Source organism: Pseudomonas sp. H3_A02, assembly GCF_054671965.1.
In genome coordinates this window covers 4,737,604-4,763,021 of the sequence record NZ_CP162807.1, presented here as the reverse complement: position 1 = coordinate 4,763,021, position 25,418 = coordinate 4,737,604, and the positions used below count along the sequence as shown (strand labels likewise).

Here is a 25,418-nt window from a genome sequence, read left to right as displayed (position 1 = left end):
CTGACGCCATCGCGAGCAAGCTCGGCTCCCACAGGTTTTTTGGGGTGTTCACAAATCCTCAGTCCACCACAGATCCAATGTGGGAGCGGGCTTGCTCGCGATAGCGGTGGGTCAGTTTGCATTGATGCTGATGCTGCTGACGCCATCGCGAGCAAGCTCGGCTCCCACAGGTTTTTTGGGGTGTTCACAAATCCTCAGTCCACCACAGATCCAATGTGGGAGCGAGCTTGCTCGCGAAAGCGGTGGGTCAGCTTGCATTGATGCTGATGCTGATGCTGCTGACGCCATCGCGAGCAAGCTCGGCTCCCACAGGTTTTTTGGGGTGTTCACAAATCCTCAGTCCACCACGGATCCAATGTGGGAGCGAGCTTGCTCGCGATAGCGGTGGGTCAGTTTGCATTGATGCTGATGCTGCTGACGCCATCGCGAGCAAGCTCGGCTCCCACAGGTTTTTTGGGGTGTTCACAAATCCTCAGTCCACCACGGATCCAATGTGGGAGCGAGCTTGCTCGCGATAGCGGTGGGTCAGCTTGCATTGATGCTGGATGTGCCGCCGCCATCGCGAGCAAGTTCGGCTCCCACAGGTTTTTTGGGATGTTCACAAATCCTCAGCCCACCACAGATCCAATGTGGGAGCGAGCTTGCTCGCGATAGCGGTGGGTCAGTTTGCATTGATGCTGATGCTGCTGACGCCATCGCGAGCAAGCTCGGCTCCCACAGGTTTTTTGGGGTGTTCACAAATCCTCAGTCCACCACAGATCCAATGTGGGAGCGAGCTTGCTCGCGATAGCGGTGGGTCAGCTTGCGTTGATGCTGGATGTGCCGCCGCCATCGCGAGCAAGCTCGCTCCCACAGGGGATCCGTGGCGGGTGCCAGTTTTGTAAGAACCCACTGCCACAGGGGCGGTGGGTATGGGTTTAATGCGGTGCGCGGGGAATCGTCTTGAGCAGGTCTTCAGGGCTGATGTAGCCGACCACGGGTTGCGCCGTGCTGCCGGGCAATGGCAGGTCAAGGATGTGCCCCTTGATCTTGCCCACCACATGCATCTCGCAGGGTTTGCAGTCGAACTTCAGCGTCAGCACTTCATCGCCGTGTATCAACTGCATCGGCGCGACCTTGGTGCGCACGCCGGTGACGCCCTTGGCCTGCTTGGGGCAGAGGTTGAACGAGAAACGAAGGCAGTGCTTGGTGATCATCACCGGCACTTCACCGGTTTCCTCGTGGGCCTCGAACGCCGCATCGATCAGCTTGACCCCGTGGCGATGATAGAAATCCCGGGCCTTCTGGTTGTAGACGTTGGCCAGGAACGACAGGTGCGACTCCGGGTACACCGGCGGCGGGCTGGTCTCGGCCTTGCGGCCACCGCGCGGGTGGGCTTTGATGCGGGCGGCGGTCAGGGCTTCGATGGCTTCGCGGCGCAACGCCTTGAGCTGCGAGTTGGGGATGAAGAACGCCTGGGGCGCATCCAGCTCGATGGCGGTGGCGTGGTACTCGGTGGTGCCCAGTTGACCGAGCAGGTCATGCAGTTGCTCCAAGGCCTGTTCCGGCTTGTTCGCCAGGCCGAATGGCCCGTCCAGGGCGACGCTGGCGCTGATGCCTTCCTCGCTGGTGGCGGTCAGTTCCAGGCGTTCTTCGCCCAGGCGCGCAACCCAGGCCAGGCCGACCCGGCGCTCGGAGGAGGTCTTGAGCAACGCTTGCTGCCAGTTGTGGTCCAGGTTGCGGCTCAGCGGATGGTTGGGGCGCAATTGGTACATCCCGGCCGGCATCTCGTTGGGCTCGACGCGGTAGCGGTAGCGCTTCTGGCCGTCCTCTTCGAATTCACCCTTGGGCTCGGCGATGTTGGCGCGGAAACCGACGACTTCGCGCTTGACCAGCACGTTGAGCCCGTCGCCGTTGGACAACGGATCGAAGGTCACCACTTGCAAGTCGCGCTTGCCGACCTTTTCCACCACGCCCACCGGCACGCCGGTAAAGGTTGGCGAATCGAAGGCGCCGATGTCGATCTTGCGCTCGCTGACGAAATAGTCGGTGCTGCCACGGTGGAAGGTCTTGTCCGGGTCGGGGACGAAGAAGTGGGCGGTACGGCCGCTGGACGCGCGGGCCAGGTCCGGGCGGTCTTCGAGGACATCGTCCAGGCGCTGGCGGTAATAGGCGGTGATGTTCTTCACATAGCCCATGTCCTTGTAGCGCCCTTCGATCTTGAACGAGCGCACGCCGGCTTCGACCAGGGCGCGGATGTTGGCGCTCTGGTTGTTGTCTTTCATCGACAGCAGGTGTTTTTCATAGGCGACTACCCGGCCCTGGTCATCCTTGAGGGTGTAGGGTAGGCGACAGGCCTGGGAGCAGTCGCCACGGTTGGCGCTGCGGCCGTTCTGGGCGTGGGAGATGTTGCACTGGCCGGAAAAGGCCACGCACAGCGCACCGTGGATGAAGAACTCGATGGCCGCATCGGTCTCGTCGGCGATGGCACGGATTTCCTGCAGGTTCAGCTCACGGGCCAGGACCAGTTGCGAGAAACCGGCCTGGTCGAGGAACTTGGCCCGGGCCAGGGTGCGGATGTCGGTCTGGGTGCTGGCGTGCAGCTCGATAGGCGGGATATCCAGCTCCATCACCCCCAGGTCCTGGACGATCAACGCGTCGACACCGGCATCGTACAACTGGTGGATCAGCTGGCGGGCCGGCTCCAGTTCATTGTCGTGCAGGATGGTGTTGATGGTCGTGAACACCCGGGCGTGGTAGCGGTGGGCGAACTCCACCAGCCGGGCAATATCGCCCACCTCGTTGCAGGCGTTGTGACGCGCGCCGAAACTCGGGCCACCGATGTACACGGCGTCGGCGCCATGCAGAATGGCCTCGCGGGCGATGGTCACGTCGCGGGCGGGGCTGAGCAATTCCAGATGATGTTTGGGCAAGGACATTTGTTTTTAGTCAGGCTGGTCACGGTCGAAGCGCGCATTGTAGCCGGCAGGAGCCTTACAGGCACCTGTGGACTTGGGTTTGCACGATCCGGACCGATGCGCGGTGCTCCCCTTCGGGTTCACTCCGGCGTCGAGCCGGCGCTGCACCAACGGTTTCGCCCGGTGTTCTTGGCCAGGTACAAGAAGGCATCGGCGGCCCTGATCAACATGGCCGGGGTGACGTCTTCGCCGCTCGGCAGGCAGGTGGTGACGCCCGCGCTGATGGTCACGATGCCCAAGGGATGGTCGCCATGTTCGATGTTCAAGGCCCTGACGGCTTCGAGGATTTGCTGCGCGACCTTGGCGGCCCCGGCGCTGTCGGTGTTGGGCAGCAACACGGTGAATTCTTCACCGCCATAGCGGACCGCCAGGTCACCCGGCCTTTTGATGGTCTGCCTGAGCGCGGCGGCAATCGCCCGCAGGCAATCGTCGCCGGCGGCATGGCCGTACCTGTCGTTGAAACGCTTGAAGTAATCGACGTCGAGCATGATCAGGGCCAGGGAGGAACCCTGGCGCCTTGCCAGTCGGATTTCATCGGCCAAGGCGATGTCCAGGCGCCTGCGGTTGCCCAGCCCGGTCAGGCTATCGGTCAGCGCCATGTCGCGCATGGCCTGGTGGGCGCTGCGAATCTGTTTCTCCATGGTCATGCGGTAGCGCAGCTGGCTCAACACGATGAGCCCGAAGCCCACCAGTATCGCGATCAGGAAAATCAGCACCAGACCGGTCTTGAACAGGTCGCGGCGCCAGGGTGCGATGATCGATTCGCGGGACAAGCCGGCTTCCACCACCAGCGGATACGTGGTCAAGGCCCGGTAGCCGTACAGGCGCTCGGTGTCATCGACGACGGCCCTGGCTTCGGCAACCCCTTGATTGGAGGTGGGTAAATGTTCCCGGAAGATCACGCTGTTGACGAGGCTCTTGCCAATCACCGACGCGACGAAAGGACGTCGGACCAGGATCGTTCCGCTGCGCTTGGCCAGGACCAGCGCGCCTTTGCCATCGATTTTGAAGTCGCCGTAGTAGTCGACGAAATAGCTGACCTTCACGGTCCCCAGCAATACGCCGGCAAACGAGCCATCGGGGTTGTTCAAGCGGCGGGAAATGGGAATGATCAGGTCGTTGGTGGAACGGCTCTTGACGACGTCGCCGATGCGCACCCCTTGATCCTCGTGGGTGCGGTGGTATTGGAAGTAGTCGCGGTCGGCGTTGTTCGCCATTTCCGGGATCACTTCCTTGTCCGTCACCAGCCATTGACCGTCCGGGCCGTAGATAAACAGCCCATGCAGTTGCGGCATGATGGCGGCTTGCTGCACCAATAGCTTATGGATGCGCGGAACGTCCATGTTCTGCAGGCCGTCGCCCTCCACGCGTTCGGCGAGGGCGGCGGTAACCACATCCACTTGTCGAATCGTATCTTCGGCGTGCTGGGCGGTCGCCCGTGCCAGGTTCGTCACCGAATCCCGGGCAGACGCAAACGCGGCGCGGTAGTCGCGCCAGGTCCGCCAGCCTTCGACGGCCAGGAAGGCGATGACGACCACGAGCATGAAACTCACGGTCAACCGAAATGCAGCTCCGGCCCGCACAGCCTGCTGGGAAAAGGCTTCATTGGGGCTTTCGATCTTGGGCTCTGGCTGCTTGCGTCCGAGCATTGACATATCCTTTCCACGATGGGTCTGCACCTTTCACGACGCAGCCTATCCTATTCGAATTCAGCATGTTAGCTAACTGCGACGAGGCAGGTATAAGCGGCGGCACAGGATTGGGGAGAAAGGTTTCATGAAAGTTGGCGTCATTTCCGATACCCACGGCCTGCTGCGCCCCGAAGCGCTTAACGCGCTGCAAGGCTGTGAGCGGATCATTCATGCCGGTGATATCGGCAGCCCGGACATCCTCGACGCCCTGGCTTCCATCGGCGAGCTGCACGTGGTGCGCGGGAACAACGATCTGGAGGCCGAGTGGGCAGGGCACCTTGCCGATTGCCTGCAATTCGACCTGGGGGGGTGGCCGGTACTGCTGGTCCATGACATCGCGGATGTGCCGGCGCCACTCGAACCCGGCGTGAGACTGGTGATCACCGGCCATTCCCATAAACCACTGATCGAATGGCGGGGCGAGCGGCTCTACCTCAACCCTGGCAGCGCCGGCCGGCGGCGGTTCAAGCTGCCGGTGACGCTGGCGCTGCTTGAGGTGAGTGAACAGGCGATCGAGCCGCGGCTAGTCCGGTTATTGGAATGAATCCGTTTACCTGAAGTACTTGTCGACGTAGGCCTGGATTTCCTTGCGCATGAAACGCCCGGATTCATCGGCCCGTTCCTCCCAGCCGAACACGCACGCAGTGGTGTGCCACGACCTGACTCCTTTGACACGGAAGACGGGGCTGGTCCAGGCGGTGCTGTCCCATCCCGTGGTGACCATGGCCGAACAGGCGATCGCAGCACTGGTCGAGGCCACGAGCGTCACACAGCCAGGCCCGGCGCCGAGGCGGGTGGTGCCGCTTCAGATCGACGTGCCGGAAAGCCCTGACTGTTTGATGCATTCTGAGCCACCGCTATCGCGAGCAAGCTCGCTCCCACAGGGGATTGATGGTGGATGTAGATATTGCGGCCGACCGGCAACAGTGTGGGAGCGAGCTTGCTCGCGATGGCGGTATCAGATTCGACATCATTGTTGGCTGACAATCCGCATTCGCGAGCAAGCCCGCTCCCACCGGAGATTGATGGTGGATGTAGATATTGCGGCCAACCGGCAACAGTGTGGGAGCGAGCTTGCTCGCGATGGCGGTATCAGATTCGACATCATTGTTGGCTGACAATCCGCATTCGCGAGCAAGCTCGCTCCCACAGGGGACTTGCGCCACCGGAAGATCGGGGAGGACCTGGATCAAATGTGGGAGCGAGCCTGCTCGCGAATGCGGTGTGTCAGTCAACCTCCATATCGACTGACTTGACGCCATCGCGAGCAGGCTTGCTCCCACAGGTCTCGGTTATTAAACCTCTTGGCCTGCTTGGGCCTTGGCCAGGGTCGGATAGTCCGTATAACCGCGCTCGTTGCCCTGATAGAACGTCGATGCATCAGGGGTGTTCAGCGCCTGGCCCCGTTTGAAACGCTCCACCAAGTCCGGGTTCGCCAGGAACGGTGTGCCGAACGCCACCAGATCTGCTTCACCGCGGCTGATGGCGGTGGCGGCGCGTTCGGCGCTGTAGCCGCCATTGGCGATGTAGGGCCCGCCGAAGCGGCGCTTGAGCTCCCGGAAGTCGAACGGGCCTTCGCCCAGTTCCACGATGTGCAGGTAAGCCAGGCCATAGCGGCTGAGCATCCTGGCGGTGTAGTCGAAAGTGGCTTGTGGGTGGCTGTCGCTCATCGAGAAGTAGCTGAAGATCGGCGACAGGCGCACACCGACACGGCTGGCCCCGAAGACTTCGATCACCGACTCGACGACCTCCTTGAGGAAACGGGCGCGATTCTCGACCGAGCCGCCGTAGGCATCGGTGCGTTGGTTGGTGCCGTCACGCAGGAACTGGTCGATCAGGTAGCCATTGGCGCCGTGAATTTCCACGCCGTCGAAACCGGCCTGTTTCGCGTTGACGGCAGCCTGGCGGAAGTCGGCGATCACGCCGGGGATTTCATCGAGCTCCAGCGCCCGTGGCAGTTCATAGGGCTTGAGGCCTTCGGGGGTGTAGATCTCGCCATCGGCCTTGATCGCCGAGGGGGCAACGGGTTGGGCGCCGTTGACTTGCACCAAGGGATGGGAAAGACGGCCCACGTGCCAGAGCTGCAAAAACATCTGCCCACCCTCGGCATGGACCGCGTCGGTCACCTGTTTCCAACCAGTGATTTGCTCAGGGGTGAAAATCCCCGGCGTTCTCAGGTAACCCTTTCCCTGGGCCGACACCTGGGAGCCTTCGCTGATGATCAGGCCGGCGCTGGCGCGTTGGCTGTAATACTCGGCCATCAGGGCCGTGGCCGCATCGCCTGCTCCGGCACGGCTGCGGGTCATCGGCGCCATGATCATGCGGTTTTTCAGGGACAGCTTGCCGAGTTGAACTCGGGACAACAGAAGATCGAGACCGATGTCAGTCATGATTCACCTCTAAGGGATCGGTTAAGAACAGGGATTGAATCGAGGGTCGGTCAGCCCAACCGACCCTCTTGCTGCAAAAGGGCGCCGATGCGCTGGATTTCTTGCTCGCCTTTCTCCAGAGCCGCCACGCTGGTGTGCACCGAGTAGTGGCCCATCACCAAGTCATGGGGATGCTTGACCGCCGAACCGAGCACGAAGGACGTCGCGCCCCGGGCCACGATGTCGATGGCCGCGCCGGACTCTTCGAATACCACCATTTCCCCTGCATTGGCGTTGCCGCCCGCATCGAGGCTGCCGCTGTTGACCGCCAGCCAGGCAACGCTGTGCCCGGCCGGTGGTGTGTAGCGCCAGTGCTCGTTGTCCTGCAATTGCACGGCGAGGTAATTCATGCCCGCTGGCGCCGTAACAGGGCTGCGGGTCGCGCCGTATTGGCCGAGCAATACCCGCGCCGGACCTTCCCGGGGGATCTCGGAGGGTGCCAGATAGAGGCTGTGGGGCGGGGCATTTTCTTCAGCCGCCGGCAGCGCCACCCAGAGCTGGAAGCCTTGGATCGGCGAACTGGCGACCGGCCGCCCGCTGTGCCATACACCGTTGCCGGCTTGCATCCATTCCACGCCGCCGCTGGGCAGTGTGCCGGATTGGCCGGTGGTGTCTTCGTAAATCACCTGGCCTTCGATCAGATAGGTCAGCGTGGCGATTCCAGAGTGAGGGTGCATGCCGAATCCTCTTTGCATGGCGTCGGCCTTGGCGGCAATGCGATCGAGAAACACGAACGGCTTGCAGAGCTGGCCCAGATCGCCGGGGCTCATGAGTCGGGTGATCGGCCCGTGGCTGATGCCGGAAGTGCGATGGACGATGGCGCGGGGCGGTGCTGCGACGATGCTGTTCATGGGATTGCCTCCAAGTCTTGGGCGTTGGGCCTCGATGGGAGAAGGATAAGTGCCTGCCAATGGATTGATTAGCCGATACAATCGGATTGAACTCATCCATTAAACGAAGGAATGTCGGCGCCATGCTCGATCTCAACGATGTCGCGCTGTTTGTCCAGGTGGTCCGCAGCGGCAGCTTCGCCGAGGCGGCCAGGCGCTTGGGCATGCCTGCCAACACCGTCAGCCGCCGGGTCCAACAGTTGGAGGCGCAGTTGGAGTCGCGACTTCTGCAGCGCTCGACCCGCAAACTCACGTTGACCCAGGTGGGCCAGGGGTTTTATGAGCGCTGCGTGGAGGCGGTGGATGGTCTGATGGATGCAGGGCAGGAACTGATGATGGGTAGCGAAGAGCCCAGCGGCCTGGTGCGTATCGCGGCGCCGGCGGATTTTTTCGATTTTTTCCCGATGGAATGGGTGGCCGACTTTTTAGCCGCACACCCTCGTGTGCAACTCGATTTTGTGCTCAGCGATGCCCGTGTCGACCTGATTGCCGACCGCATCGACGTGGCCTTTCGCGGCGGTCCGCTGCAGGACTCTGGGTATGTCGGTCGCCAACTGCTGCAGAACGACGGTGACGGCATGGTTGCCAGTCCCGCCTACATTGCCGCACGCGGCGTACCGCGTTCGCTGCAGGACCTGGCTCACCACGACGGCGTGAGCTTCGCCCACCCCAGCGGCTTGACCGACTGGCGACTCGTCGGCCCGGACGGTATCGAGGAACACGTGCAGATCGCCAGCCGATTCCATGCCAACACCGCCCAAGCGTTGCGCAGGGCAACCGTCGCCGGTCTGGGCATCGCCGTGCTGCCAGGGGCACTGAGCGCTCTCGACCTGGAAGCCGGAAGGCTGGTGCGCGTGCTGCCGCAGTATCAACGCAGCGGCTTCGGCCTGAATGTGTTGTATCCGAGCCGGCGGCAGTTGCCGCTGGCGGTTTCGGCGTTCATCGGGTTGGTGATGGAGAAGCTGGAGCTCAAGGCGTTTCCGGCGCGCACACAAAAAATCTGACACTCCCCATTTGTGCCGCTCCTGGATATTGTGGCGAGGGGATTTATCCCCGCTGGGCTGCGCAGCAGCCCTTCTAAACAGTCAACTCAATCTGCCTGACACACCGGGTTGTTGGTATTAGGGCCGCTCCGCGCCCCAGCGGGGATAAATCCCCTCGCCACAGTGACTCGCCTCGTCCCAGTGATCAGCACGCTCGCGCAGTAGCCCATTTTTTTCCTTCCCAGCAACGACAAAAACCCTCGTTTCGCAAATCCCCGCCTGCCAACACAATCGCCTCGACACCTCATCTCGATCACCGCAACCGCAAAACAACAAGAAAACCGAACCCGAGGCGGCGCCATGCCTGCCTGAACCAAACCTACTGCCGGAAGTGCACAAACATGCCTGATGAAACCCTACGCATCGATACGCTTGTTATAGGCGCCGGCCAGGCCGGCGTGGCCATGAGTGAGCACTTGAGCCGGCAAGGCGTGCCTCATCTCGTCGTGGAGCGCAGCCGCATTGCCGAGGCCTGGCGCACTGCGCGTTGGGATTCGCTGGTGGCCAACGGGCCGGCCTGGCATGACCGCTTTCCGGGGCTGGAATTCGAAGGGCTCGACCCGGATGCCTTCGCGACGAAGGACCAGGTGGCCGATTACTTCGAAGCCTATGCCCGTAAATTCAATGCACCGATCCGTACCGGCGTTGAGGTCAGGGGCGTGGAGCGCAATGTCGGTCGTCCGGGCTTCACCGTTGAAACTTCCGAAGGCCTGATCGAAGCGATCCATGTGGTCGTCGCCACCGGGCCCTTCCAGCGGCCGGTGATCCCACCGATTGCACCGGATATGGCCACGGTCACCCAGCTTCACTCGGCCCAGTATCGTAACCCCGGGCAATTGCCCGAGGGGGCGGTGTTGGTGGTGGGGGCGGGGTCGTCGGGCGTGCAGATCGCCGATGAACTGCGGCGCGCTGGCAAGCAGGTCTATCTCTCGGTGGGGGCCCACGACCGCCCGCCACGGGCCTATCGCAACCGCGATTTCTGCTGGTGGCTGGGCGTGCTGGGCGAATGGGATGCGGAGGCGGTCCAGCCCGGCAAGGAGCACGTCACCATCGCCGTGAGCGGTGCCCGTGGCGGCCATACCGTGGATTTTCGCCGGCTGGCCCACGAGGGCATCACCCTGGTGGGGCTGACCAAATCGTTCAACGGCAATGTGGTGAGCTTCGAACCGAATCTTGCCGACAACATCGCCCGCGGCGACGAAAACTACCTGGCGCTGCTGGATGCCGCCGACGCCTACATTGCCCGTAACGGCCTGGACCTGCCGCTCGAACCTGAAGCCCGCCACCTGCTGCCCGACCCGCAATGCCTGACCCAGCCGATCCTGGAACTGGACCTGCTCGCCACCGGCGTGACCAGCGTCATCTGGGCCACCGGCTACTCGGTGGATTACAGCTGGCTGAAGGTCGACGCCCTCGGCGCCAATGGCAAGCCTCGGCATCAGCGTGGCGTTTGCAGTGAGCCTGGCCTGTATTTCGTCGGCTTGCCGTGGTTGTCACGTCGAGGCTCGGCGTTCATCTGGGGTGTCTGGCATGACGCCCGGCATATTGCCGACCACATCGTGAAGCAACGCATTTACCTCGCCTATCAAGACGCAGCCCAGCGCCAGGCCCCGGCACTCGACAGCGATTCACACCGTTCGAAAACCAGTCTCTCGGGAGTCCGCTGATGCCTACTCACACACGTATTCGCATGTTCAATACCAAGGACACCTACCCGAACCAGACGCTGGACAACGACCTGTGCCAGGCCGTGCGCGCCGGCAACACCGTCTACGTGCGTGGCCAGGTCGGCACTGACTTCAACGGCCAACTGGTGGGCCTTGGCGATCCTCGCGCCCAGGCCGAGCAGGCCATGCGCAACGTCAAGCAGTTGCTGGAGGAGGCCGGCAGCGACCTGAGCCACATCGTCAAGACCACCACGTACCTGATCGACCCGCGCTATCGCGAACCGGTGTACCAGGAGGTCGGCAAGTGGCTCAAGGGCGTGTTTCCGATCTCCACCGGGTTGGTGGTCAGTGCCCTGGGCCAGCCGCAGTGGCTGATGGAAATCGACGTGATCGCGGTGATCCCTGAATAAGGAGCGGAACATGACCTTTTCCATCGTTGGACGCTGTGCCGAAACCGGCCAGTTGGGCATTGCCATCAGCTCCTCGAGCATTGCCGTCGGTGCCCGTTGCCCCTGGTTGCGCGCGGGCGTCGGCGCGGTGTCGAGCCAGAACATCACCCTGCCGGCCCTGGGACCACAGATTCTCGATGAACTGGCCGGCGGCCTGGCGGCACAAGCGGCGTTGGAGCGGACCCTGCCGCGCAACGGCTACAGCCAATACCGCCAGGTGGCGGTGATCGATGCCGAAGGGCGCACGGCGATGTTCAGCGGCGAGCATACCCTGGGCACCCACAACGCGGTGGCCGGTGAGCAATGCGTGGCGGCCGGCAATCTGTTGGCCAACGCTGCGGTGATCGAGGCCATGGTCACGGCCTTCGAACACAGCGGTGGCTGTCTTGCGTCACGCTTGATGAGCGCGTTGCAGGCCGGGCAAGCGGCGGGCGGGGAGGCTGGGGCGGTGCATTCGGCGGCGCTGTCGGTGGTCGATGACCTGACCTGGCCCATCGTCGATCTGCGGGTGGACTGGGCCGAGGAAAATCCCATCGGCGAGCTGGAAAAGCTCTGGCTCGCCTATCAGCCGCAACTGCAGGATTACCTGACCCGTGCGCTCAACCCGACCCTGGCGCCAAGTTATGGAGTGCCGGGTGATGAGTGAGCTGCGCAGTCGCGCGCTGCTCGCCAAGCTGGTGGGCTTTGCCACGGTCAGCCGCGATTCGAACCTGGCCTTGATCGAGTTCGTGCGTGACTACTTGCAAGAGCACGGCGTGAACAGCGAGCTGATCTACAACGCCGAGCGAACCAAGGCCAACCTGCTGGCGAGCATTGGCCCGTCGGTGCCCGGTGGCGTGGTGTTGTCCGGACACACCGATGTGGTGCCGGTGGACGGGCAGGCCTGGACGGTCGATCCGTTCTGCCTGACCGAGATGGACGGCAAATGGTTCGGGCGGGGCACGGCGGACATGAAGGGCTACCTGGCCTCGGTGCTCGCGGCGGTGCCGGTGTTCTTGTCCAGCCCGCTGCGGCGACCGGTGCACCTGGCGTTTTCCTATGACGAAGAGGTGGGTTGTCTGGGCGTTCACAGCTTGCTGGAGGTGTTGGTCCGGCGAGTTCCGCAACCGGCCCTGTGCCTGATTGGCGAACCCACCCAGCTCCGACCGGTGCTGGGGCACAAAGGCAAGCTGGCGATGCGTTGCCATGTCCGAGGGGCGGCCTGCCATTCGGCCTATGCCCCTTACGGGGTCAACGCTATCGAACAGGCGGTGCGCCTGATCGGACGGTTGGGCGAGATCGGTGCGCAGTTGGCCGAACCCTCACGGCACGACCTGCGCTTCGACCCGGCGTTCTCCACGGTGCAGGTCGGGGTAATCCATGGCGGCACGGCACTGAACATCGTCCCGGCCGACTGCCGTTTCGATTTCGAAGTGCGCGCCTTGCCGGATTTCGATCCCTATGGGGTGGCCGAGCAATTGCAAGGTTATGCCGAGCAGACCCTGCTACCGGCAATGCAGGCGGTGGCGCGGGATACGGCGATCCGCTTCGAACCGCTGTCGGCCTACCCGGGCCTGGCCACGTCGCCCGACAGCGCGGCCGCCCAACTGGTTGCGCGACTGTGCGGCAGTGACGCCTTCAGCACCGTCGCCTTTGGCACCGAAGGCGGCCTGTTCCACCAGGCCGGCGTGCCGACGGTGGTCTGTGGCCCCGGCAGCATGGACCAGGGGCACAAGCCCGACGAATACGTGAGCGTTGAACAAATGGCTGCCTGCGATCGCTTGATGGATCGCTTGGCGAGCCATCTCTGTGAACCCAATGAATGCTGACCGCAAGGGTGCCTGAGGAGAACGATTTCAAGGGAAGGAGATTCCTGGTGGTCAGCCAGGCGACAACCAACAGGCCGACAAGAGCCTTTGCTGTAGACCATACCGCCCGTGTTTACGGTCACCTTTGAGTCCCGTCGCCGGCTCGTGCGGGCGAGCCGGCATTTTCGAGGAACCGCTTCATGTCCAGATCCTTGCGTTGCAATATCGCGTGTGCATTGGCGTTGTTGAGTTCAAGCGTCATGGCCGCGCCCCAGAGCTTGACCGTGATTTCCTTTGGCGGCGCCACCAAGCAGGCCCAGGACAAGGCCTACTTCCAACCTTTCAACGCCAGCGGTGCAGGAAGTATCGTGGCCGGTGAATACAACGGCGAACTGTCGAAGATCAAGGCCATGGTCGCGGCTGGTCACACCAGTTGGGACGTGGTCGAAGTGGAAAGCCCCGAGCTGTTGCGGGGCTGTGAAGAAGGCCTGTTCGAAAAGCTCGACCTGACCGGCCTTGGCGACCCGGCCAACTATGTACCGGGTGCACTCAATGAGTGTGGTGTCGCCACCTACGTGTGGTCGATGGTCCTGGCTTATGACCAGACCAAGCTGGCCAAGGCACCCAGGTCCTGGGCGGATTTCTGGAACGTTGCCGAGTACCCGGGCAAGCGAGGCCTGCGCAAGGGGGCCAAGTACACCTTGGAAATCGCCTTGCTGGCCGATGGGGTCAAGGCGCAGGACCTGTACAAGGTGTTGAACACCCCTGAAGGTGTATCCCGGGCCTTCGCCAAACTGGACCAGATCAAGCCGAACATTCAATGGTGGGAAGCCGGCGCCCAACCGGCACAATGGCTGGTGGCGGGGGACGTGGCGATGAGTGCGGCCTACAACGGACGCATTGCGTCGGCGCAAAAGGAAGGCATGAAGCTGAGCATTGTCTGGCCCCAGAGCCTGTACGACCCGGAGTACTGGGCCGTGGTCAAGGGCACGCCGAACAAGGCCCTGGCCGAGCAGTTCATTGCCTTTGCCAGCCAGCCGCAGACCCAGAAGGTGTTTTCGGAAAACATCCCTTATGGGCCGGTGCACCGCAAGACACTGGCGCTGTTGCCGACGGCGGTACAGGAACAGTTGCCCACCGCCGAGGCCAACCTGGCTGAAGCCCAAGCCGTGGACGCGGAGTTCTGGGTCGACCATGGCGAGGAACTGGAACAACGTTTCAACGCCTGGGCGGCTCGCTAGGCACCGCTCCTGTTGCGAACACAACCCTTTGTGGCGAGGGAGCTTGCTCCCGCTGGGCTGCGCAGCAGCCCCAACACTGCTGTCGCGGTGTGCCAGGTTGATCCAGCCCGCCTGGTCTGGGGGCGCTTCGCGCCCCAGCGGGAGCAAGCTCCCTCGCCACAGGTTTTGTGTTTGGCAGGGTGACCGTGCGGGTTATTCAAATCCCATTATTTGCGACTACCCACCAGTGGCGAGCACCGTGTTTTTTGTGGCGAGGGTTGATTGGGCCTCAGGCCAGCCATTGCTTGAACTGTTCCTTGCAGTAGTCGACAAACAACTGGGCCGGCTTGGTGAGGTGGGCGCGCTTGAGCCAGCCTGCCACCAGCGCCGAACCGGTCACGTCCTCGGCGATGTCGACGCACACCAGGTGTTGCCCGTCGTAGGTGCAGGTGGCGTGCGGGCGAGTCACCAGTACGGCAAAACCAAAGGACTGGCCGACCATTCCGCGTACCATCTCAATGGACGGCGAGCTGAAGACAATGTTGGGGGTCAGGCCCAGCTCCTCGAAGATGCTCACGAAATAGGTGCGACTGGGCTGTACGTCCAGCAGGATCATGGGTTCGAGGGCCAGGTCGCGCAGCGACACCTGGGCCTGATCGGCAAAGCGATGCCCCGCGGGCAGTAACGCGTAGGGGCGTTGCGGCGCCGTCAGAGCTTCGGTCTCGATGGTGCTGTCGAGGTCGTGTTCGTAGAAAATCGCCAGGTCGAAACGCCCCCCGGTGAGGCCTTGTACCAGCTCTTGTTGCTCGCCATCCTGCACGCGGATTTCCACCCCCGGGAAGCGCTCGCGAAAACCGGCGATCAGCCGCGGCAGGTAGAGTGGGGCGACGGTTTCGAAGCAGCCGATGTCGATCTGCCCGCTGACCACATCGTTGTCGGCCAGCGCGTTCTGCTCGAACTCCCGGGCCATGCGCAACAGTTCCTGGGCCTTGCGATAGAACCGCGCGCCGCCAGGCGTCAACGATACCCCCTGGGCGTGATGACGAATGAGCAACTGCACGCCGAAACTGTCTTCCAAGGCCTTGATGGCGGAGGCGATCGACGGCTGGGCGATGTACAGCTTGCGGGATGCTTCAGCGACGCTGCCACATTCGACGGTGGTGACGAAGTACTTTAGCTGACGCAAGGAATAGGACGCCACGACACACCTCGATCCGGATGATTTCTGCCTACCTTACCTTGTGCACGGAGGGCGGTGGGCGGGCGTTGATACGGATTTTGCTGGGCAATGACAATATTCAGGCTGGCTTGGGGACGAGCGCCTGAAAAAAACGCCTGCCCAAGGATCGTTGGCAGGCGTCTGGGAAAGACCGGCGCAGAAAGGAGGGACTGGCCGGGGGCGGAACCGGGTTTAGGCCACCGGGATCAACGGGTCGGCGGCGGCCAGGGCGGTGGCGCGATCAGCTGCGGGCGGGTAGATCCACACCGTGTTGATCTGGGTCTTGAGGTCCTTGGCTTCCTGCCCGACCAACTTGAGCTGGCGATCCCAGCCTTCGGTGTACACCGCGCCCCAGGCGCCCAGGTCCAGGCAGGTCACATATTTGGGTTGGCTGTAGGCCATCGGCGCGACGCCCAGCAAGTCGGCCGCGACGTTGTTGCCGGCGTAGCGGCCGAGGGCGATGGCGTGCTGGCAGGACATCGCCGCATAGTTGCCCAGCGTGTCGGTGGCAGCGTAGGCCACGTCACCGGTGGCGAATATGTCGTTCTGGCCCAGGACTTTGAGGTTGGCATCGACGTGCAGGCGACCCTGGCGATCGCGGGTAGCGGGTATCTGTTGGGTCAACGGACTGGCGCGGAACCCCACGGTCCAGATCACGGTATGGGACTCGATACGCTGGCCGCTCGACAGGGTGACGCCACCGGCATCCACCGATTCGACCGAGGCGTTGAGGATCCATTCGATCCCCAGGTGCTCGGACGCTTCGACAATGGACGGGCGAATGCCGTCGCCCAATGCTGCGCCGATCTGCGCCCCGCGATCCACCACGATGACCCGAATGTCTGCGTCCTCGCCGAGGACAGCGCGCAGGCGTGCGGGCATTTCGGTGGCGGTTTCGATGCCGGTAAAGCCGCCGCCGGCCACCACCACGGTATTGCGGGCCGGGCTGTCCGGCAGACGCTTCAGGGACTTGATATGGGCTTCGAGACGGCTTGCCTGTTCGATTTCATCAACGTCGAAAGCATGCTCAATCATGCCTTCGAGGTCGGGACGAACCAGCTGGCTGCCCGCCGCGAGCACCAGGCGGTCATAGCCCAGGGTGCCCTGGGTACCGAACACATCCACGTAGCCAACCTGTTTGTTGCTGACATCGATACTGCTCGCCGAGCCTTGTACGAATTTAACGCCCACCGCGTCGAACAGACCACCCAGCGGTGCGGCCATGGTGTGCACGTCCGGTTCGTAGAACCGAGGTCGGATGCGCAGTTCAGCCTGAGGGGCCAGGACGCTGATCTGCACGTCATTACGATCATGTTGGTCCAACAGCCGGGCCGCGCTCAACGCGCTCCAGACCCCGCCGAAACCTGCGCCAACAACCAGAATATGTTGTTTCATGATGAGCTCCCGAAGACAAAATCGATACGTTGAATTGTTTAACTGTTTCAGCGTGACCGTGTCGCGAAGTACTCCAAAAGCGCCTGGCTGCAATGAATTGCCATCGAGCACATTCAGTTTCGGTTCGCTGTAGGAAAGCTTATTGGCAGGGCCTGTATTTAACACTTCTACATAAGGTCATCGGGCCTATGCCTGGGTAGGGGCGATCTATACGAAGGTATGAGGGGGGCGACGCAGTCAAGCGGACCGGGCAAGTACCGATTCGACGCAGGCGATCAATTCAGCGCAGTCGAAAGGTTTTGGGAAAAATGCCACCGGCTCGGGCGCACCCGCGCTGATACGGGGTGACATGCCAGGGTAGCCGGTGATGAAGATGGTCGGGATATGAATGCCCAGGGCCGACAATCGATCGTACATCTGAATGCCGTTCATGCCAGGCATTTGAATATCCGATATCAGGCACGCGGTGTTTTCAAGTTCGCAGGAAGATAAAAAGTCCAAGGCACCCGCGTATGTCTTAACCCGATATCCGTGGGAACGTAACAAGCCATCCAATGCAATTCGAACTGACTCATCGTCATCAATGATTGAAATAGTTGCGGTGTTGGACATGTCGATACCTGGGGGTGATATCAGGTAGCCATAAAGGCGCCCGTGTCACTGCAAGATACGCCGTCCAATGGTTCCGCCAAGTATACGTGTGTATGAACTTTCTACTGCTCGCCGCGCCACTCCAGCACCTGGGCCATGCGCACCAGATCGGCAAACGAGTGTGCGCACATTTTGCGCATGGCCTGGCCGCGGTGAATCTTGACCGTGATTTCGCTCAAGCCCAGTTCCCCGGCGATCTGCTTGTTCATCAGGCCCGACACCGCCAGCGCCATGACCTGCTGCTCCCGGGGCGTCAATGTGGCGTAGCGGTCGAGCACTTGCTGATGGCCGCGTTCGGCGTCGCGACGTCGGCGGTCCTGGTGATGGGCGGCGGTCACGGCGTCGATCAGGTCTTGTTCGCGGAACGGTTTGGCGAGGAAATCCACCGCTCCGGCCTTCATCGCCCGCACAGTCATGGCGATGTCACCGTAGCCGGTCATGAACACGATCGGCAGTTGGACGTTGGCGGCGGCCAGCGCCCGTTGGCACTCCAGGCCGCTGGTACCTTGCAGCCGCACATCCAGGACCAGGCAACTGGGCTGGTCGGGCCTGGGATGGTTCATGAACTGCGCGACCGAATCGAACAGATGCACCTGCAGGCCGATGGAGCGCAGCAGGCTGCCGAGGGATTGGCGCAGCGGTGCATCGTCGTCAACGATATAGACGATGGGGGCATTGTCGATGAGCGGGCTGGGTGGCATGGCGTTCATTGCTCGCTCCCCGACAGGGCGGCGCCCCTGAGCCGCGGCAGCGCGAACCTGAACGAGGTGCCTTGGCCGGCCTCGCTGGTCGCCCAGATCCTGCCGTCATGGAAATCGATGATGGACCGGCAGATGGAAAGGCCCATGCCCAGGCCGTTTTCCTTGGTGGTAAAAAACGCATTGAACAAGGACGGCAGGACCTCGGGGGCAATGCCGGTTCCGTGGTCAGTCACCTCCAGCAGCACGTCGTCATCCTCCATCCAGGTGCGTAGGTGCAGGGTTCGTTCGTGTACCTTGACCCCGTCCATGGCGTGACAGGCATTGATGATCAGGTTGATGATCACTTGCTGCAGTTGTATCCGGTCCGCGCTGACCTGGCTGTCGGTCGCTGCCAGGTCCACCTTCGTCCGCACTTTATGATGCGCCAGTTGCTGCTGGACCAGGTTCAGGGTCTCGCGGACGATGTCGTCCAGTCGCTCGGGCTGGCGCAACGGGTCGCACTTGCGCGATAACGCCCTGATACCGTTGATGACCTCGCTGGCGCGACAGCCGTTGGCGACGATTCGGTCGAGGCAATCCAGGGCTTCCCCGAGATCGGGTTCCGCACGTTCAAGCCACCGGCGGCAGGCTTCGCCGCTGCTGGTGATGGCCGTCAATGGCTGGTTGACCTCGTGGGCAATGGACGCGGCCATTTCCCCCAGGGAGGTCAAGCGCGTGACGTGGGCCAGTTGGCTCTGGGCGCGGAACAACGCTTCTTCGGCCTGCTTGCTGGCGGTGACGTCCATGAGTGCGCCGAGGTACTGGAAGCGGCCATGCTGGACGGGCAGGGGGCTGGCGATCATGTGGATGTGCTTGATGCGTCCATCAGGCATCAGCAGCCGCAGCTTGACCTCGATCTGCGGTTCGCCTGCGGCGGCCTGTTGGAAAACCCCGCGGGCCGCCTCCAGGTCTTCAGGGTGGGTGCGCTCCAGCATCATCGACACCGTCGGCGTCTTGCTGGGCGGGTACTCGAATATCCGTGCCGATTCCTCCGACCAGGATAACGCTTGTCGATCACCGCGAAAGCCCACGCTGCCGGTCTGGCTCAGGCGCTGGGCGCCGATCAGGTAGGCCTCGTTGTGCCGCAGGTTGTCGGAAGCCTGTTTGCTGCGCAGGGCCAGGAAGGCAATGGCGGACAGTGCGGTCAGGCAACGGAAGAAGCCGGTGGTCGATTCCCAGTGGTGATAGCCGCCGTTGTACAAGAACATCGCGGTGAGCAAACCCATGCACATCAGCGCGACGGTGATCACCAGATTGATGGAGAACAGGTTGGCCGCCATCAACAACAAGGTGATGTACAGCAGGGTCGGGGCCAGGTCGGAGTGGGTTTCGGAGTTGATGATGACAATCCCGCAGGCCACCACCAGGCCCACCGCCCAGCCGAGGGCGTTGACCAGTGGGTGGGTGCTGATGCCCATCGACAGTCGCGGCCCCCTCTGGCTTGGACTGTATCGCAGGCTGTCATAGACGTTCTTGAGCATTGCGGAGGGTAGGGGCACGCTGACAGACCTTTTGTTTTTACGTGGTCTCGCTCTGGGATGTCGGAGACAGAGCATCGGTTCGTATCTTACGAAGCGCCGCTTTGTCTGAGGTAGGACATAAAACCCTGAAATCCCGCCAGGTGCCGACCCTCGCCACGACAGTCGGTGTTCGCCACAGGTTGGTGGTCCAATAATGGGATTTGAACAACCCACGTCACCGCCGGACAAAACACAAAACCTGTGGCGAGGGAGCAAGCTCCCTCGCCACAAAGGCAGTGTTCGCCACAAAGTCGGTGTTCGATACGGGGCCGGGTATATACCGAAGTATCGATGAAGCCGCCCAAAGGGTGAGTTGAGTGTCCCCACGTTCAACAGACACTGGCTTGTCTCGGGATTACGCTTTCAACACCTTGTCGCCGCAGGCCTTGATGGAGCGCGCAGGCGACGATCATGTCCACTCCTGACTCAATGGCCTGGTGCCTGGGGCGACGACGATGATGAACAGAAATGACCTGCGTCGTGCTGATATCAATCTGCTGGTGGTCTTCGAAACCATGATGCACGAGCGAAACGTGACCCGTGTCAGCGAAAAGCTGTTTCTCGGCCAGCCAACGATCAGCAGTGCCCTGGCGCGCCTGCGGTTGATGTTCGATGACCCCTTGTTCATTCGTTCGGGGCGGTTGATGGAACCGACCTCCCGGGCGCGGGAAATCTTCTCCAATCTGTCACCGGCGCTGGATGGCATCGCCGCCGCCTTGAGCCGCTGTCAGGCATTTGAGCCGGCCACCAGCGAGGCGACCTTCCATATCGGGCTGTGCGATGACGTCGAGTACGCGCTGCTGCCGGAGCTATTGCGACGCTTGCGGGTCGAGGCGCCAGGCACCACATTGGTGGTGCGCCGGGCCGATCAATGGCAGGTCTCCCAGCTGTTGGCCAGCGGCGAGATTTCCCTGGGCATCAGCCCGACGCTGGAGCTTCCGGCCAATGCCCGGCGCAAGACGCTGCGGCCGATTCGACCAATGCTGTTGCGCGCCGATTCGCAGCCCGGCGAACTGACCCTGGACGAATTCTGCCGTCGGCCTCATGCCGTCGTGTCGTCCATGGGCAATGTCATCGATGATTCGGACCGCGCGTTATGCCTGATGGGCCGACAGCGCCGGGTGGTGTTGACCGTGCCGCAGTTCAGCGCCTTGCCCGTGCTGTTGGCCGAGAGCGACATGATCGCCATCGTGCCGGATTACGTTGCCCAGGCGATGGCCGTGGTGACCGGCATGCGGGCGCAAGCGGCCCCTGTCTGCTTGCCACAGCACGCGCTTTCGATGGTCTGGCGCGGCGCCTCGCACAATGATCCGGGGGAGCGTTGGTTGCGTTCCCGTTGCAGCGCGCTTCTGGCCGAGCAGGAGGACGCGCGGGAGCGATCCAAGCGAGTGGCCTGACGGAACAGTTGCAAGAGTCTCGCGCTCAGCGAGAAAACCGGTTGCGATATTCCCGAGGTGAGATCGACAGGTGACGCTGGAAGGTGTGGCGCATGCGTTCCTCATCACCGAAACCGCAAGCGCGGGCGATCTGGTCGATGTTGCGCTGGGAGTCTTCCAGCATTCGACGCGCGGCTTCAAGGCGGAACAGCTCGATGGCTTTGGCCGGGGTTCGGCCGGTCTGGTGTTTGTAGACCCGGGAAAAATTGCGTGGGCTCATCCTGGCCTGGCGTGCTAGCCGCTCGACGGTGAGGTTGTTGTCGTCCAGGTGTTCGGAAATCCACACGTGCAATTCGTCGAACCCGGCGCTCTCCTGCATCTGCAATTGCAACAGTTGGCTGAACTGCGCCTGCCCGCCGGGGCGCTTGAGAAACACCACCAACTCACGGGCCACCTGCAGGGCTACATCGCGACCGCAGTCGGCTTCGACCAATGCCAGGGCCATGTCGATGCCAGCGCTGACACCGGCCGAGGTCCACACGTTGTCCTGCTGGATGAAGATCGCATCGAGGTCCACTTCAATCGACGGGAAAATGCTCTTGAGCATCTCGCACATGGCCCAATGGGTGGCGGCCCGGCGTCCGTCCAGCAAGCCGGCCTGGGCCATGAGGAACGTGCCGCTGCACACCGATGCGGTGCGCCTGGCCAGGAACGAGGCCAGCCGCAGCCATTGCACCAGGTCGACACAGTCGATCATCGCCTGCCGTATGTCCGGCGCGCCGGGCACAATCAGCGTGTCGATGAGCGCTCCGTCGAGCTCATGCAGGGCACGGGTGTCTACGACCAAGCCTTCGGCGCTTTGTATCAATCCGCCTTTCAGGCTGGCGGTGTGCATGGCGTAGCCGGGCAGGCCGCGTTCGGTCATGGCTTTGGTGGCGGCCCAGAACACGGTCTGGGCACCGGTCAGGTCCAGCAAGCCCATCTGCGGGTACGCGAGGAATACCAGGGTGCGCGGTTGGGAAATGGACTCGGCGGCGATGCCGACATCCAGGGTCATCTCGTTCATGTTCGCTTCGAGCTGGGTGTTCGTCAGGGGAGGTGTGCAAGGTTATCAAGTGATCGTGTCCGGGAGTGCGATTTCATGGACCCGGATGTCGGACATTTAGGTGCTATTGATATGCTATTCCGGTATTTAAATTAATTTTCTTATAGCTTTAAAGTCGTGATCTTCAGTCTTTTCCCTTACTGTGAGGTTCACCCGACCATGGCTTTCAAGCGTTCCGCGCTCACCTTGTTGGTTTCCCTGGCGGCCTCTGCGCTGCTCAATCCCTTGGCCCACGCCGAAGGCAAGATCAGCATCGCCCAGCAATTCGGCATCGGCTACCTGATCCTCGATGTGGTGCGTGACCAGCAGCTCATCGAGAAGCATGGCAAGGCCCAGGGCCTGGATATCAAAGTGGACTGGAACAGCATTTCCGGCGCGACGGCGATGAACGAGGCCTTGCTGACCGGCGCCCTGGATGTGGTGTCGGCGGGCGTTCCGCCAATGCTGACGATCTGGGATCGGACCCGGGGCAAGCAGAACGTCAAGGCCATCGCCTCGCTGGGGTCGATGCCCAACTACCTGCTGACCAACAACCCGCACGTCAAGAGCCTCAAGGACTTCACCGACAAGGATCGGATCGCCGTCCCGGCGGCGGGTGTCGGGTTCCAGTCGCGCACGTTGCAGATCGAAACCGCCAAGGTGTTCGGCAACGATCATTTCAAGAAATTCGACGACATCTCGGTCAGCCTCCCACACCCGGATGCGACGGCGGCGCTGATCGCCGGCCAGTCGGAGATCAACTCGCACTTCTCCAGCCCACCGTTCCAGTACCAGGCACTGCAAAGCCCCAACGTGCACAAGGTGCTCAGTTCCTATGATGTGCTGGGCGGGCCGGCGACGTTCAACGTGCTCTACACCACGGAAAAATTCCACGACGAAAACCCCAAGACCTACAAGGCGTTCTACGACGCCTTGGTGGAGGCGCAAGGCATCATCAAGGCTGACAAAGCGGCCGCTGCCCAGACCTACATCCGCGTAGAACAGTCCAAGTTGCCGCTGGCGCTGGTGGAAAAAATCGTCACCGACCCCGAAATCGACTTCACCGTCGTTCCGCAACGCACCTACATCTATGCCGAGAAACTGCATGAACTGGGCGTATTGAAAAACAAGGCCGACAGCTGGAAGGACTATTTCTTCGAAGAGGCCCATGCCGACGCTGGCAGCTGAATCCGAGCCGGTATCCGTTTTCGGCACAATTGCACGACCGGCCTGCGGGGCGGAATGGAACTTGCCTGAGCTTTGACCCATAAGCCCTGGAATCATCAAAGGTCGGGTCAATGAACAACGACAACATGGCGCAGGCAGCGGTTTCCTCGGATGGGTTGCCGATACTGCCGATCAATCGGTTCCGCACCACGGACATCGACGAGCATGCCCGGAACATGGGCGGTTGGCAGGTTTGCTATGACCAGTTGACCCCCGGGCGCTTCGACGGCGAGTTGATCGAGTTCCGCTCGGAGTGGATGCAACTGGTGCGCGACCGCTCTAATCAGGCCCTGACCAAGCAGGGTATGGCCTGGGAGGGCGCCATCACCTTCAGCGTGCCGCTGAGCGCGGATGGGCCGGTCTTTTGCTCCGGGCACCCGATTGTCGAGCCCAGCCTGTTGGTCGCCCGTGGCCATAACCTGCCCGAGCTGCGCACGCCCCAGCATCTGGATCTGCTCGGTGTCGCCATCGATGAGCAGGCGTTGGAGCATGTGCTGGAGCGTCAAGGCAGTCGCTTTCGAATTACCGATCTTCCCAAGTGTTACCGTCTCGGCAACTCGACGCTGCCCGCCGAGCTTGCGGCGTTGTTCGATGAGCTTGAAGGGGGCGAGCAGGGGCGTGACTCATTGCTGGGGTACGAGTCGATTCGCCGTGGCCTGCGTGACACGGTGATGCTGCACATACTGGAACTGGTAGCACCGGACGAGGCGCCGCCGCTCAATCCCACGGCGCGCAAGCGCATGGTCGACCGCGCCCGGGAGTACGCCTTGGCCCATGTCGATGAGCCGCTATCGATCCTCGACCTGTGCAACCACATCGGTGCCAGCCGACGCAAACTGCAGTATTGCTTCCAGGAAACCCTGGGCATCAACCCCGTGGCCTATTTGCGGGCGTTGCGCCTCAATGCCGTGCGCCGTGAACTGCGCAACGGCAGCCACGCCCACGGTGTACAGGAGGTGGCGGCACGCTGGGGGTTCTGGCACTTGAGCCGGTTTTCCAGCGACTATCGGGTGCTGTTCGGCGAGACACCTTCACAAACCCTGCGTCGCACGCAACTGTGCTGAAAACGGATAACGGCTGAGCGGCCGGCTCCCTAGGATGACCCCAACACCACAGGGTTGGAGGGGCATTCGATGAATCAAAATAAAAAAGCAAACGCCTGGCGCTGCACTTGGTTGACCTTGGGGCTGATCGGTGTGTGTGGCGCTGCCCATGGCACCGAAAACGGCGCGCCGACCACGGCGGTCGGGGTCTACGATTTTGGCGCGGGCATGATGCCGCCGGCCACGCCCTTTGGCACCGTCGGCCTGCGTACTGCGTTTTATTCGGCCAACGTGCAGAAGGATCGCCACGGCAAGTCCGTGGACAACAATTTCTCCCTGGATGTCTTGTCCATCGGCGTCGCCTACATGCGCATGACCGATTACACCGTGCTGGGGGCCAAGTATGGCTTCGGTGCCGTCGTGCCGTTTTTCCAGATGGACGCTTCGGTACAGGTGCAGACGCCTGTCGGCCCGTTGGACTTGGAGGCCGATCCGTTTCGCATGGCCGACATGCAGGTGCTGCCGGTGATCCTGCAGTGGACCCTGTCGCCGAATCTGTTCGTCAATGCCCAGTTCCAGATCCAGGCTCCCACCGGTGATTACGACAAGGATCGCTTGATCTCACCGGGGCTCAATCACTGGACCTTCTCGCCGATCCTCAACGCCACGTATATCTCCGACAGCGGCTTTGAGGTGTCTTCCAGTTTCGAAGCCGACATCAATACGCGCAACCACGCCACCGACTACAAGAATGGCGTCGAGTACCGTCACGAATTCGCCGTGGGTCAACACGTCGGCCCGTGGACCGTCGGCGTGGGTGGCTATTACTACCGGCAGTTCACCGACGACGATGCACCGGGCCTGGACGCGGGCAATCGCGCTCGAGTATTGGCGGTCGGGCCGGCGGTGAGCTACTTCAAGCCCGGCATACCCCCGGTGTGGCTGCATGTCTACAAGGAGCTCGATGCGCGAAACCGCGCCGAGGGCTACACCGCGGCGCTGCGAATTTCTCACAGTTTCTAAAAGGGGC

General features: G+C 62.1%; 22 protein-coding genes. 11 read left to right on the top strand and 11 right to left on the bottom strand.

The window, feature by feature from the left end; genetic code table 11:
- Positions 1-917: 917 nt before the first annotated feature.
- Both AB4N80_RS20885 and AB4N80_RS20880 read right to left on the bottom strand, forming a co-directional pair.
- Complete coding sequence (locus tag AB4N80_RS20885) at positions 918-2,918, bottom strand: peptidase U32 family protein (RefSeq protein WP_122569478.1); 2,001 nt, start codon at positions 2,916-2,918, stop codon at positions 918-920.
- A gap of 119 nt (positions 2,919-3,037) precedes the next feature.
- On the bottom strand, positions 3,038-4,606 hold the full coding sequence (locus AB4N80_RS20880; protein WP_122569477.1) for a sensor domain-containing diguanylate cyclase: 1,569 nt from the start codon (positions 4,604-4,606) through the stop codon (positions 3,038-3,040).
- 127 nt (positions 4,607-4,733) lie between these two features.
- On the opposite strand from AB4N80_RS20880, the gene AB4N80_RS20875 reads away from it, so the two are divergent.
- Entirely contained in the window at positions 4,734-5,192 is a 459-nt protein-coding gene (locus AB4N80_RS20875) for a metallophosphoesterase family protein (RefSeq protein ID WP_354339611.1), read from the top strand.
- Between the two features lie 6 nt (positions 5,193-5,198).
- Here AB4N80_RS20875 and AB4N80_RS20870 read toward each other — a convergent pair whose 3' ends face one another.
- The 3 genes from AB4N80_RS20870 to AB4N80_RS20860 form a co-directional block, all read right to left on the bottom strand.
- On the bottom strand, positions 5,199-5,408 hold the full coding sequence (locus tag AB4N80_RS20870) for a hypothetical protein (RefSeq protein ID WP_460078584.1): 210 nt from the start codon (positions 5,406-5,408) through the stop codon (positions 5,199-5,201).
- 535 nt (positions 5,409-5,943) lie between these two features.
- On the bottom strand, positions 5,944-7,038 hold the full coding sequence (locus tag AB4N80_RS20865; RefSeq protein ID WP_460078581.1) for an alkene reductase: 1,095 nt from the start codon (positions 7,036-7,038) through the stop codon (positions 5,944-5,946).
- A 50-nt stretch (positions 7,039-7,088) separates the two neighbouring features.
- Complete coding sequence (locus AB4N80_RS20860; protein ID WP_305470858.1) at positions 7,089-7,928, bottom strand: pirin family protein; 840 nt, start codon at positions 7,926-7,928, stop codon at positions 7,089-7,091.
- A gap of 122 nt (positions 7,929-8,050) precedes the next feature.
- Between AB4N80_RS20860 and AB4N80_RS20855 the strand changes: the two genes are divergently transcribed.
- From AB4N80_RS20855 to AB4N80_RS20830, 6 genes are all read left to right on the top strand, one after another.
- Entirely contained in the window at positions 8,051-8,971 is a 921-nt protein-coding gene (locus tag AB4N80_RS20855) for a LysR family transcriptional regulator (RefSeq protein ID WP_122569473.1), read from the top strand.
- Positions 8,972-9,351: 380 nt separating this feature from the next.
- Positions 9,352-10,677: a flavin-containing monooxygenase gene (locus tag AB4N80_RS20850; protein WP_460078578.1), complete on the top strand. Its 1,326-nt coding sequence runs from the start codon at positions 9,352-9,354 to the stop codon at positions 10,675-10,677.
- Positions 10,677-11,087 carry a RidA family protein gene (locus AB4N80_RS20845; RefSeq protein WP_003201555.1) on the top strand — a complete coding sequence of 137 codons (411 nt, stop codon included), beginning with the start codon at positions 10,677-10,679 and terminating at the stop codon, positions 11,085-11,087. Before AB4N80_RS20850 ends, AB4N80_RS20845 begins: the two co-directional genes overlap by 1 nt.
- Before the next feature lie 10 nt (positions 11,088-11,097).
- Complete coding sequence (locus AB4N80_RS20840; RefSeq protein WP_122569471.1) at positions 11,098-11,772, top strand: DUF1028 domain-containing protein; 675 nt, start codon at positions 11,098-11,100, stop codon at positions 11,770-11,772.
- Complete coding sequence (gene argE / locus AB4N80_RS20835; RefSeq protein WP_122569470.1) at positions 11,765-12,934, top strand: acetylornithine deacetylase; 1,170 nt, start codon at positions 11,765-11,767, stop codon at positions 12,932-12,934. The genes AB4N80_RS20840 and argE overlap by 8 nt, the downstream gene beginning before the upstream one ends.
- 239 nt (positions 12,935-13,173) lie before the next feature.
- Positions 13,174-14,154 carry an ABC transporter substrate-binding protein gene (locus AB4N80_RS20830; RefSeq protein WP_436278784.1) on the top strand — a complete coding sequence of 327 codons (981 nt, stop codon included), beginning with the start codon at positions 13,174-13,176 and terminating at the stop codon, positions 14,152-14,154.
- A gap of 268 nt (positions 14,155-14,422) precedes the next feature.
- Here the strand turns inward: AB4N80_RS20830 and AB4N80_RS20825 are convergent, their stop codons facing one another.
- The 5 genes from AB4N80_RS20825 to AB4N80_RS20805 all read right to left on the bottom strand — a co-directional run bounded on the left by AB4N80_RS20825 (position 14,423) and on the right by AB4N80_RS20805 (position 19,556).
- Positions 14,423-15,334, bottom strand: coding sequence for a LysR substrate-binding domain-containing protein (locus AB4N80_RS20825; RefSeq protein ID WP_460078575.1), 912 nt, complete (start codon positions 15,332-15,334; stop codon positions 14,423-14,425).
- Between the two features lie 210 nt (positions 15,335-15,544).
- Positions 15,545-16,747 carry an NAD(P)/FAD-dependent oxidoreductase gene (locus AB4N80_RS20820; RefSeq protein ID WP_122569467.1) on the bottom strand — a complete coding sequence of 401 codons (1,203 nt, stop codon included), beginning with the start codon at positions 16,745-16,747 and terminating at the stop codon, positions 15,545-15,547.
- A gap of 237 nt (positions 16,748-16,984) precedes the next feature.
- Positions 16,985-17,359 (bottom strand): response regulator transcription factor, encoded by a 375-nt coding sequence (locus AB4N80_RS20815; RefSeq protein WP_305481474.1) that lies wholly within the window; start codon positions 17,357-17,359, stop codon positions 16,985-16,987.
- A 101-nt stretch (positions 17,360-17,460) separates the two neighbouring features.
- On the bottom strand, positions 17,461-18,108 hold the full coding sequence (locus AB4N80_RS20810; RefSeq protein ID WP_436278780.1) for a response regulator transcription factor: 648 nt from the start codon (positions 18,106-18,108) through the stop codon (positions 17,461-17,463).
- On the bottom strand, positions 18,105-19,556 hold the full coding sequence (locus AB4N80_RS20805) for an ATP-binding protein (RefSeq protein ID WP_122569465.1): 1,452 nt from the start codon (positions 19,554-19,556) through the stop codon (positions 18,105-18,107). Before AB4N80_RS20805 ends, AB4N80_RS20810 begins: the two co-directional genes overlap by 4 nt.
- Before the next feature lie 557 nt (positions 19,557-20,113).
- On the opposite strand from AB4N80_RS20805, the gene AB4N80_RS20800 reads away from it, so the two are divergent.
- Positions 20,114-21,055, top strand: a complete 942-nt coding sequence (locus tag AB4N80_RS20800) for a LysR family transcriptional regulator (protein WP_305470875.1) — start codon at positions 20,114-20,116, stop codon at positions 21,053-21,055.
- A gap of 25 nt (positions 21,056-21,080) precedes the next feature.
- Here the strand turns inward: AB4N80_RS20800 and AB4N80_RS20795 are convergent, their stop codons facing one another.
- The gene (locus AB4N80_RS20795) at positions 21,081-22,091 is read right to left on the bottom strand and encodes a GlxA family transcriptional regulator (protein ID WP_460083131.1); all 1,011 of its coding nucleotides are present in this window, start codon (positions 22,089-22,091) and stop codon (positions 21,081-21,083) included.
- A 207-nt stretch (positions 22,092-22,298) separates the two neighbouring features.
- On the opposite strand from AB4N80_RS20795, the gene AB4N80_RS20790 reads away from it, so the two are divergent.
- The 3 genes from AB4N80_RS20790 to AB4N80_RS20780 all read left to right on the top strand — a co-directional run bounded on the left by AB4N80_RS20790 (position 22,299) and on the right by AB4N80_RS20780 (position 25,411).
- Positions 22,299-23,306, top strand: coding sequence for an ABC transporter substrate-binding protein (locus AB4N80_RS20790; protein ID WP_305470880.1), 1,008 nt, complete (start codon positions 22,299-22,301; stop codon positions 23,304-23,306).
- A gap of 110 nt (positions 23,307-23,416) precedes the next feature.
- The gene (locus AB4N80_RS20785) at positions 23,417-24,409 is read left to right on the top strand and encodes a helix-turn-helix domain-containing protein (RefSeq protein ID WP_122569462.1); all 993 of its coding nucleotides are present in this window, start codon (positions 23,417-23,419) and stop codon (positions 24,407-24,409) included.
- A 69-nt stretch (positions 24,410-24,478) separates the two neighbouring features.
- Positions 24,479-25,411 (top strand): SphA family protein, encoded by a 933-nt coding sequence (locus AB4N80_RS20780; protein ID WP_305492298.1) that lies wholly within the window; start codon positions 24,479-24,481, stop codon positions 25,409-25,411.
- Positions 25,412-25,418: the final 7 nt, after the last annotated feature.

Excerpts from the sequence above, each read along its gene's own strand:
- AB4N80_RS20840 (WP_122569471.1), top strand. The coding sequence starts at position 11,098 with ATGACCTTTTCCATCGTTGGACGCTGTGCCGAAACCGGCCAGTTGGGC.
- AB4N80_RS20810 (WP_436278780.1), bottom strand. The coding sequence starts at position 18,108 with ATGAACGCCATGCCACCCAGCCCGCTCATCGACAATGCCCCCATCGTC.
- AB4N80_RS20845 (WP_003201555.1), top strand. The coding sequence starts at position 10,677 with ATGCCTACTCACACACGTATTCGCATGTTCAATACCAAGGACACCTAC.
- AB4N80_RS20780 (WP_305492298.1), top strand. The coding sequence starts at position 24,479 with ATGAATCAAAATAAAAAAGCAAACGCCTGGCGCTGCACTTGGTTGACC.
- AB4N80_RS20850 (WP_460078578.1), top strand. The coding sequence starts at position 9,352 with ATGCCTGATGAAACCCTACGCATCGATACGCTTGTTATAGGCGCCGGC.
- AB4N80_RS20785 (WP_122569462.1), top strand. The coding sequence starts at position 23,417 with ATGAACAACGACAACATGGCGCAGGCAGCGGTTTCCTCGGATGGGTTG.
- AB4N80_RS20865 (WP_460078581.1), bottom strand. The coding sequence starts at position 7,038 with ATGACTGACATCGGTCTCGATCTTCTGTTGTCCCGAGTTCAACTCGGC.
- AB4N80_RS20855 (WP_122569473.1), top strand. The coding sequence starts at position 8,051 with ATGCTCGATCTCAACGATGTCGCGCTGTTTGTCCAGGTGGTCCGCAGC.
- AB4N80_RS20880 (WP_122569477.1), bottom strand. The coding sequence starts at position 4,606 with ATGCTCGGACGCAAGCAGCCAGAGCCCAAGATCGAAAGCCCCAATGAA.
- AB4N80_RS20830 (WP_436278784.1), top strand. The coding sequence starts at position 13,174 with ATGGCCGCGCCCCAGAGCTTGACCGTGATTTCCTTTGGCGGCGCCACC.
- AB4N80_RS20800 (WP_305470875.1), top strand. The coding sequence starts at position 20,114 with ATGATGAACAGAAATGACCTGCGTCGTGCTGATATCAATCTGCTGGTG.
- AB4N80_RS20795 (WP_460083131.1), bottom strand. The coding sequence starts at position 22,091 with ATGACCCTGGATGTCGGCATCGCCGCCGAGTCCATTTCCCAACCGCGC.
- AB4N80_RS20790 (WP_305470880.1), top strand. The coding sequence starts at position 22,299 with ATGGCTTTCAAGCGTTCCGCGCTCACCTTGTTGGTTTCCCTGGCGGCC.
- AB4N80_RS20885 (WP_122569478.1), bottom strand. The coding sequence starts at position 2,918 with ATGTCCTTGCCCAAACATCATCTGGAATTGCTCAGCCCCGCCCGCGAC.
- AB4N80_RS20875 (WP_354339611.1), top strand. The coding sequence starts at position 4,734 with ATGAAAGTTGGCGTCATTTCCGATACCCACGGCCTGCTGCGCCCCGAA.
- AB4N80_RS20805 (WP_122569465.1), bottom strand. The coding sequence starts at position 19,556 with ATGGGCATCAGCACCCACCCACTGGTCAACGCCCTCGGCTGGGCGGTG.
- AB4N80_RS20815 (WP_305481474.1), bottom strand. The coding sequence starts at position 17,359 with ATGTCCAACACCGCAACTATTTCAATCATTGATGACGATGAGTCAGTT.
- AB4N80_RS20860 (WP_305470858.1), bottom strand. The coding sequence starts at position 7,928 with ATGAACAGCATCGTCGCAGCACCGCCCCGCGCCATCGTCCATCGCACT.
- argE (WP_122569470.1), top strand. The coding sequence starts at position 11,765 with ATGAGTGAGCTGCGCAGTCGCGCGCTGCTCGCCAAGCTGGTGGGCTTT.
- AB4N80_RS20820 (WP_122569467.1), bottom strand. The coding sequence starts at position 16,747 with ATGAAACAACATATTCTGGTTGTTGGCGCAGGTTTCGGCGGGGTCTGG.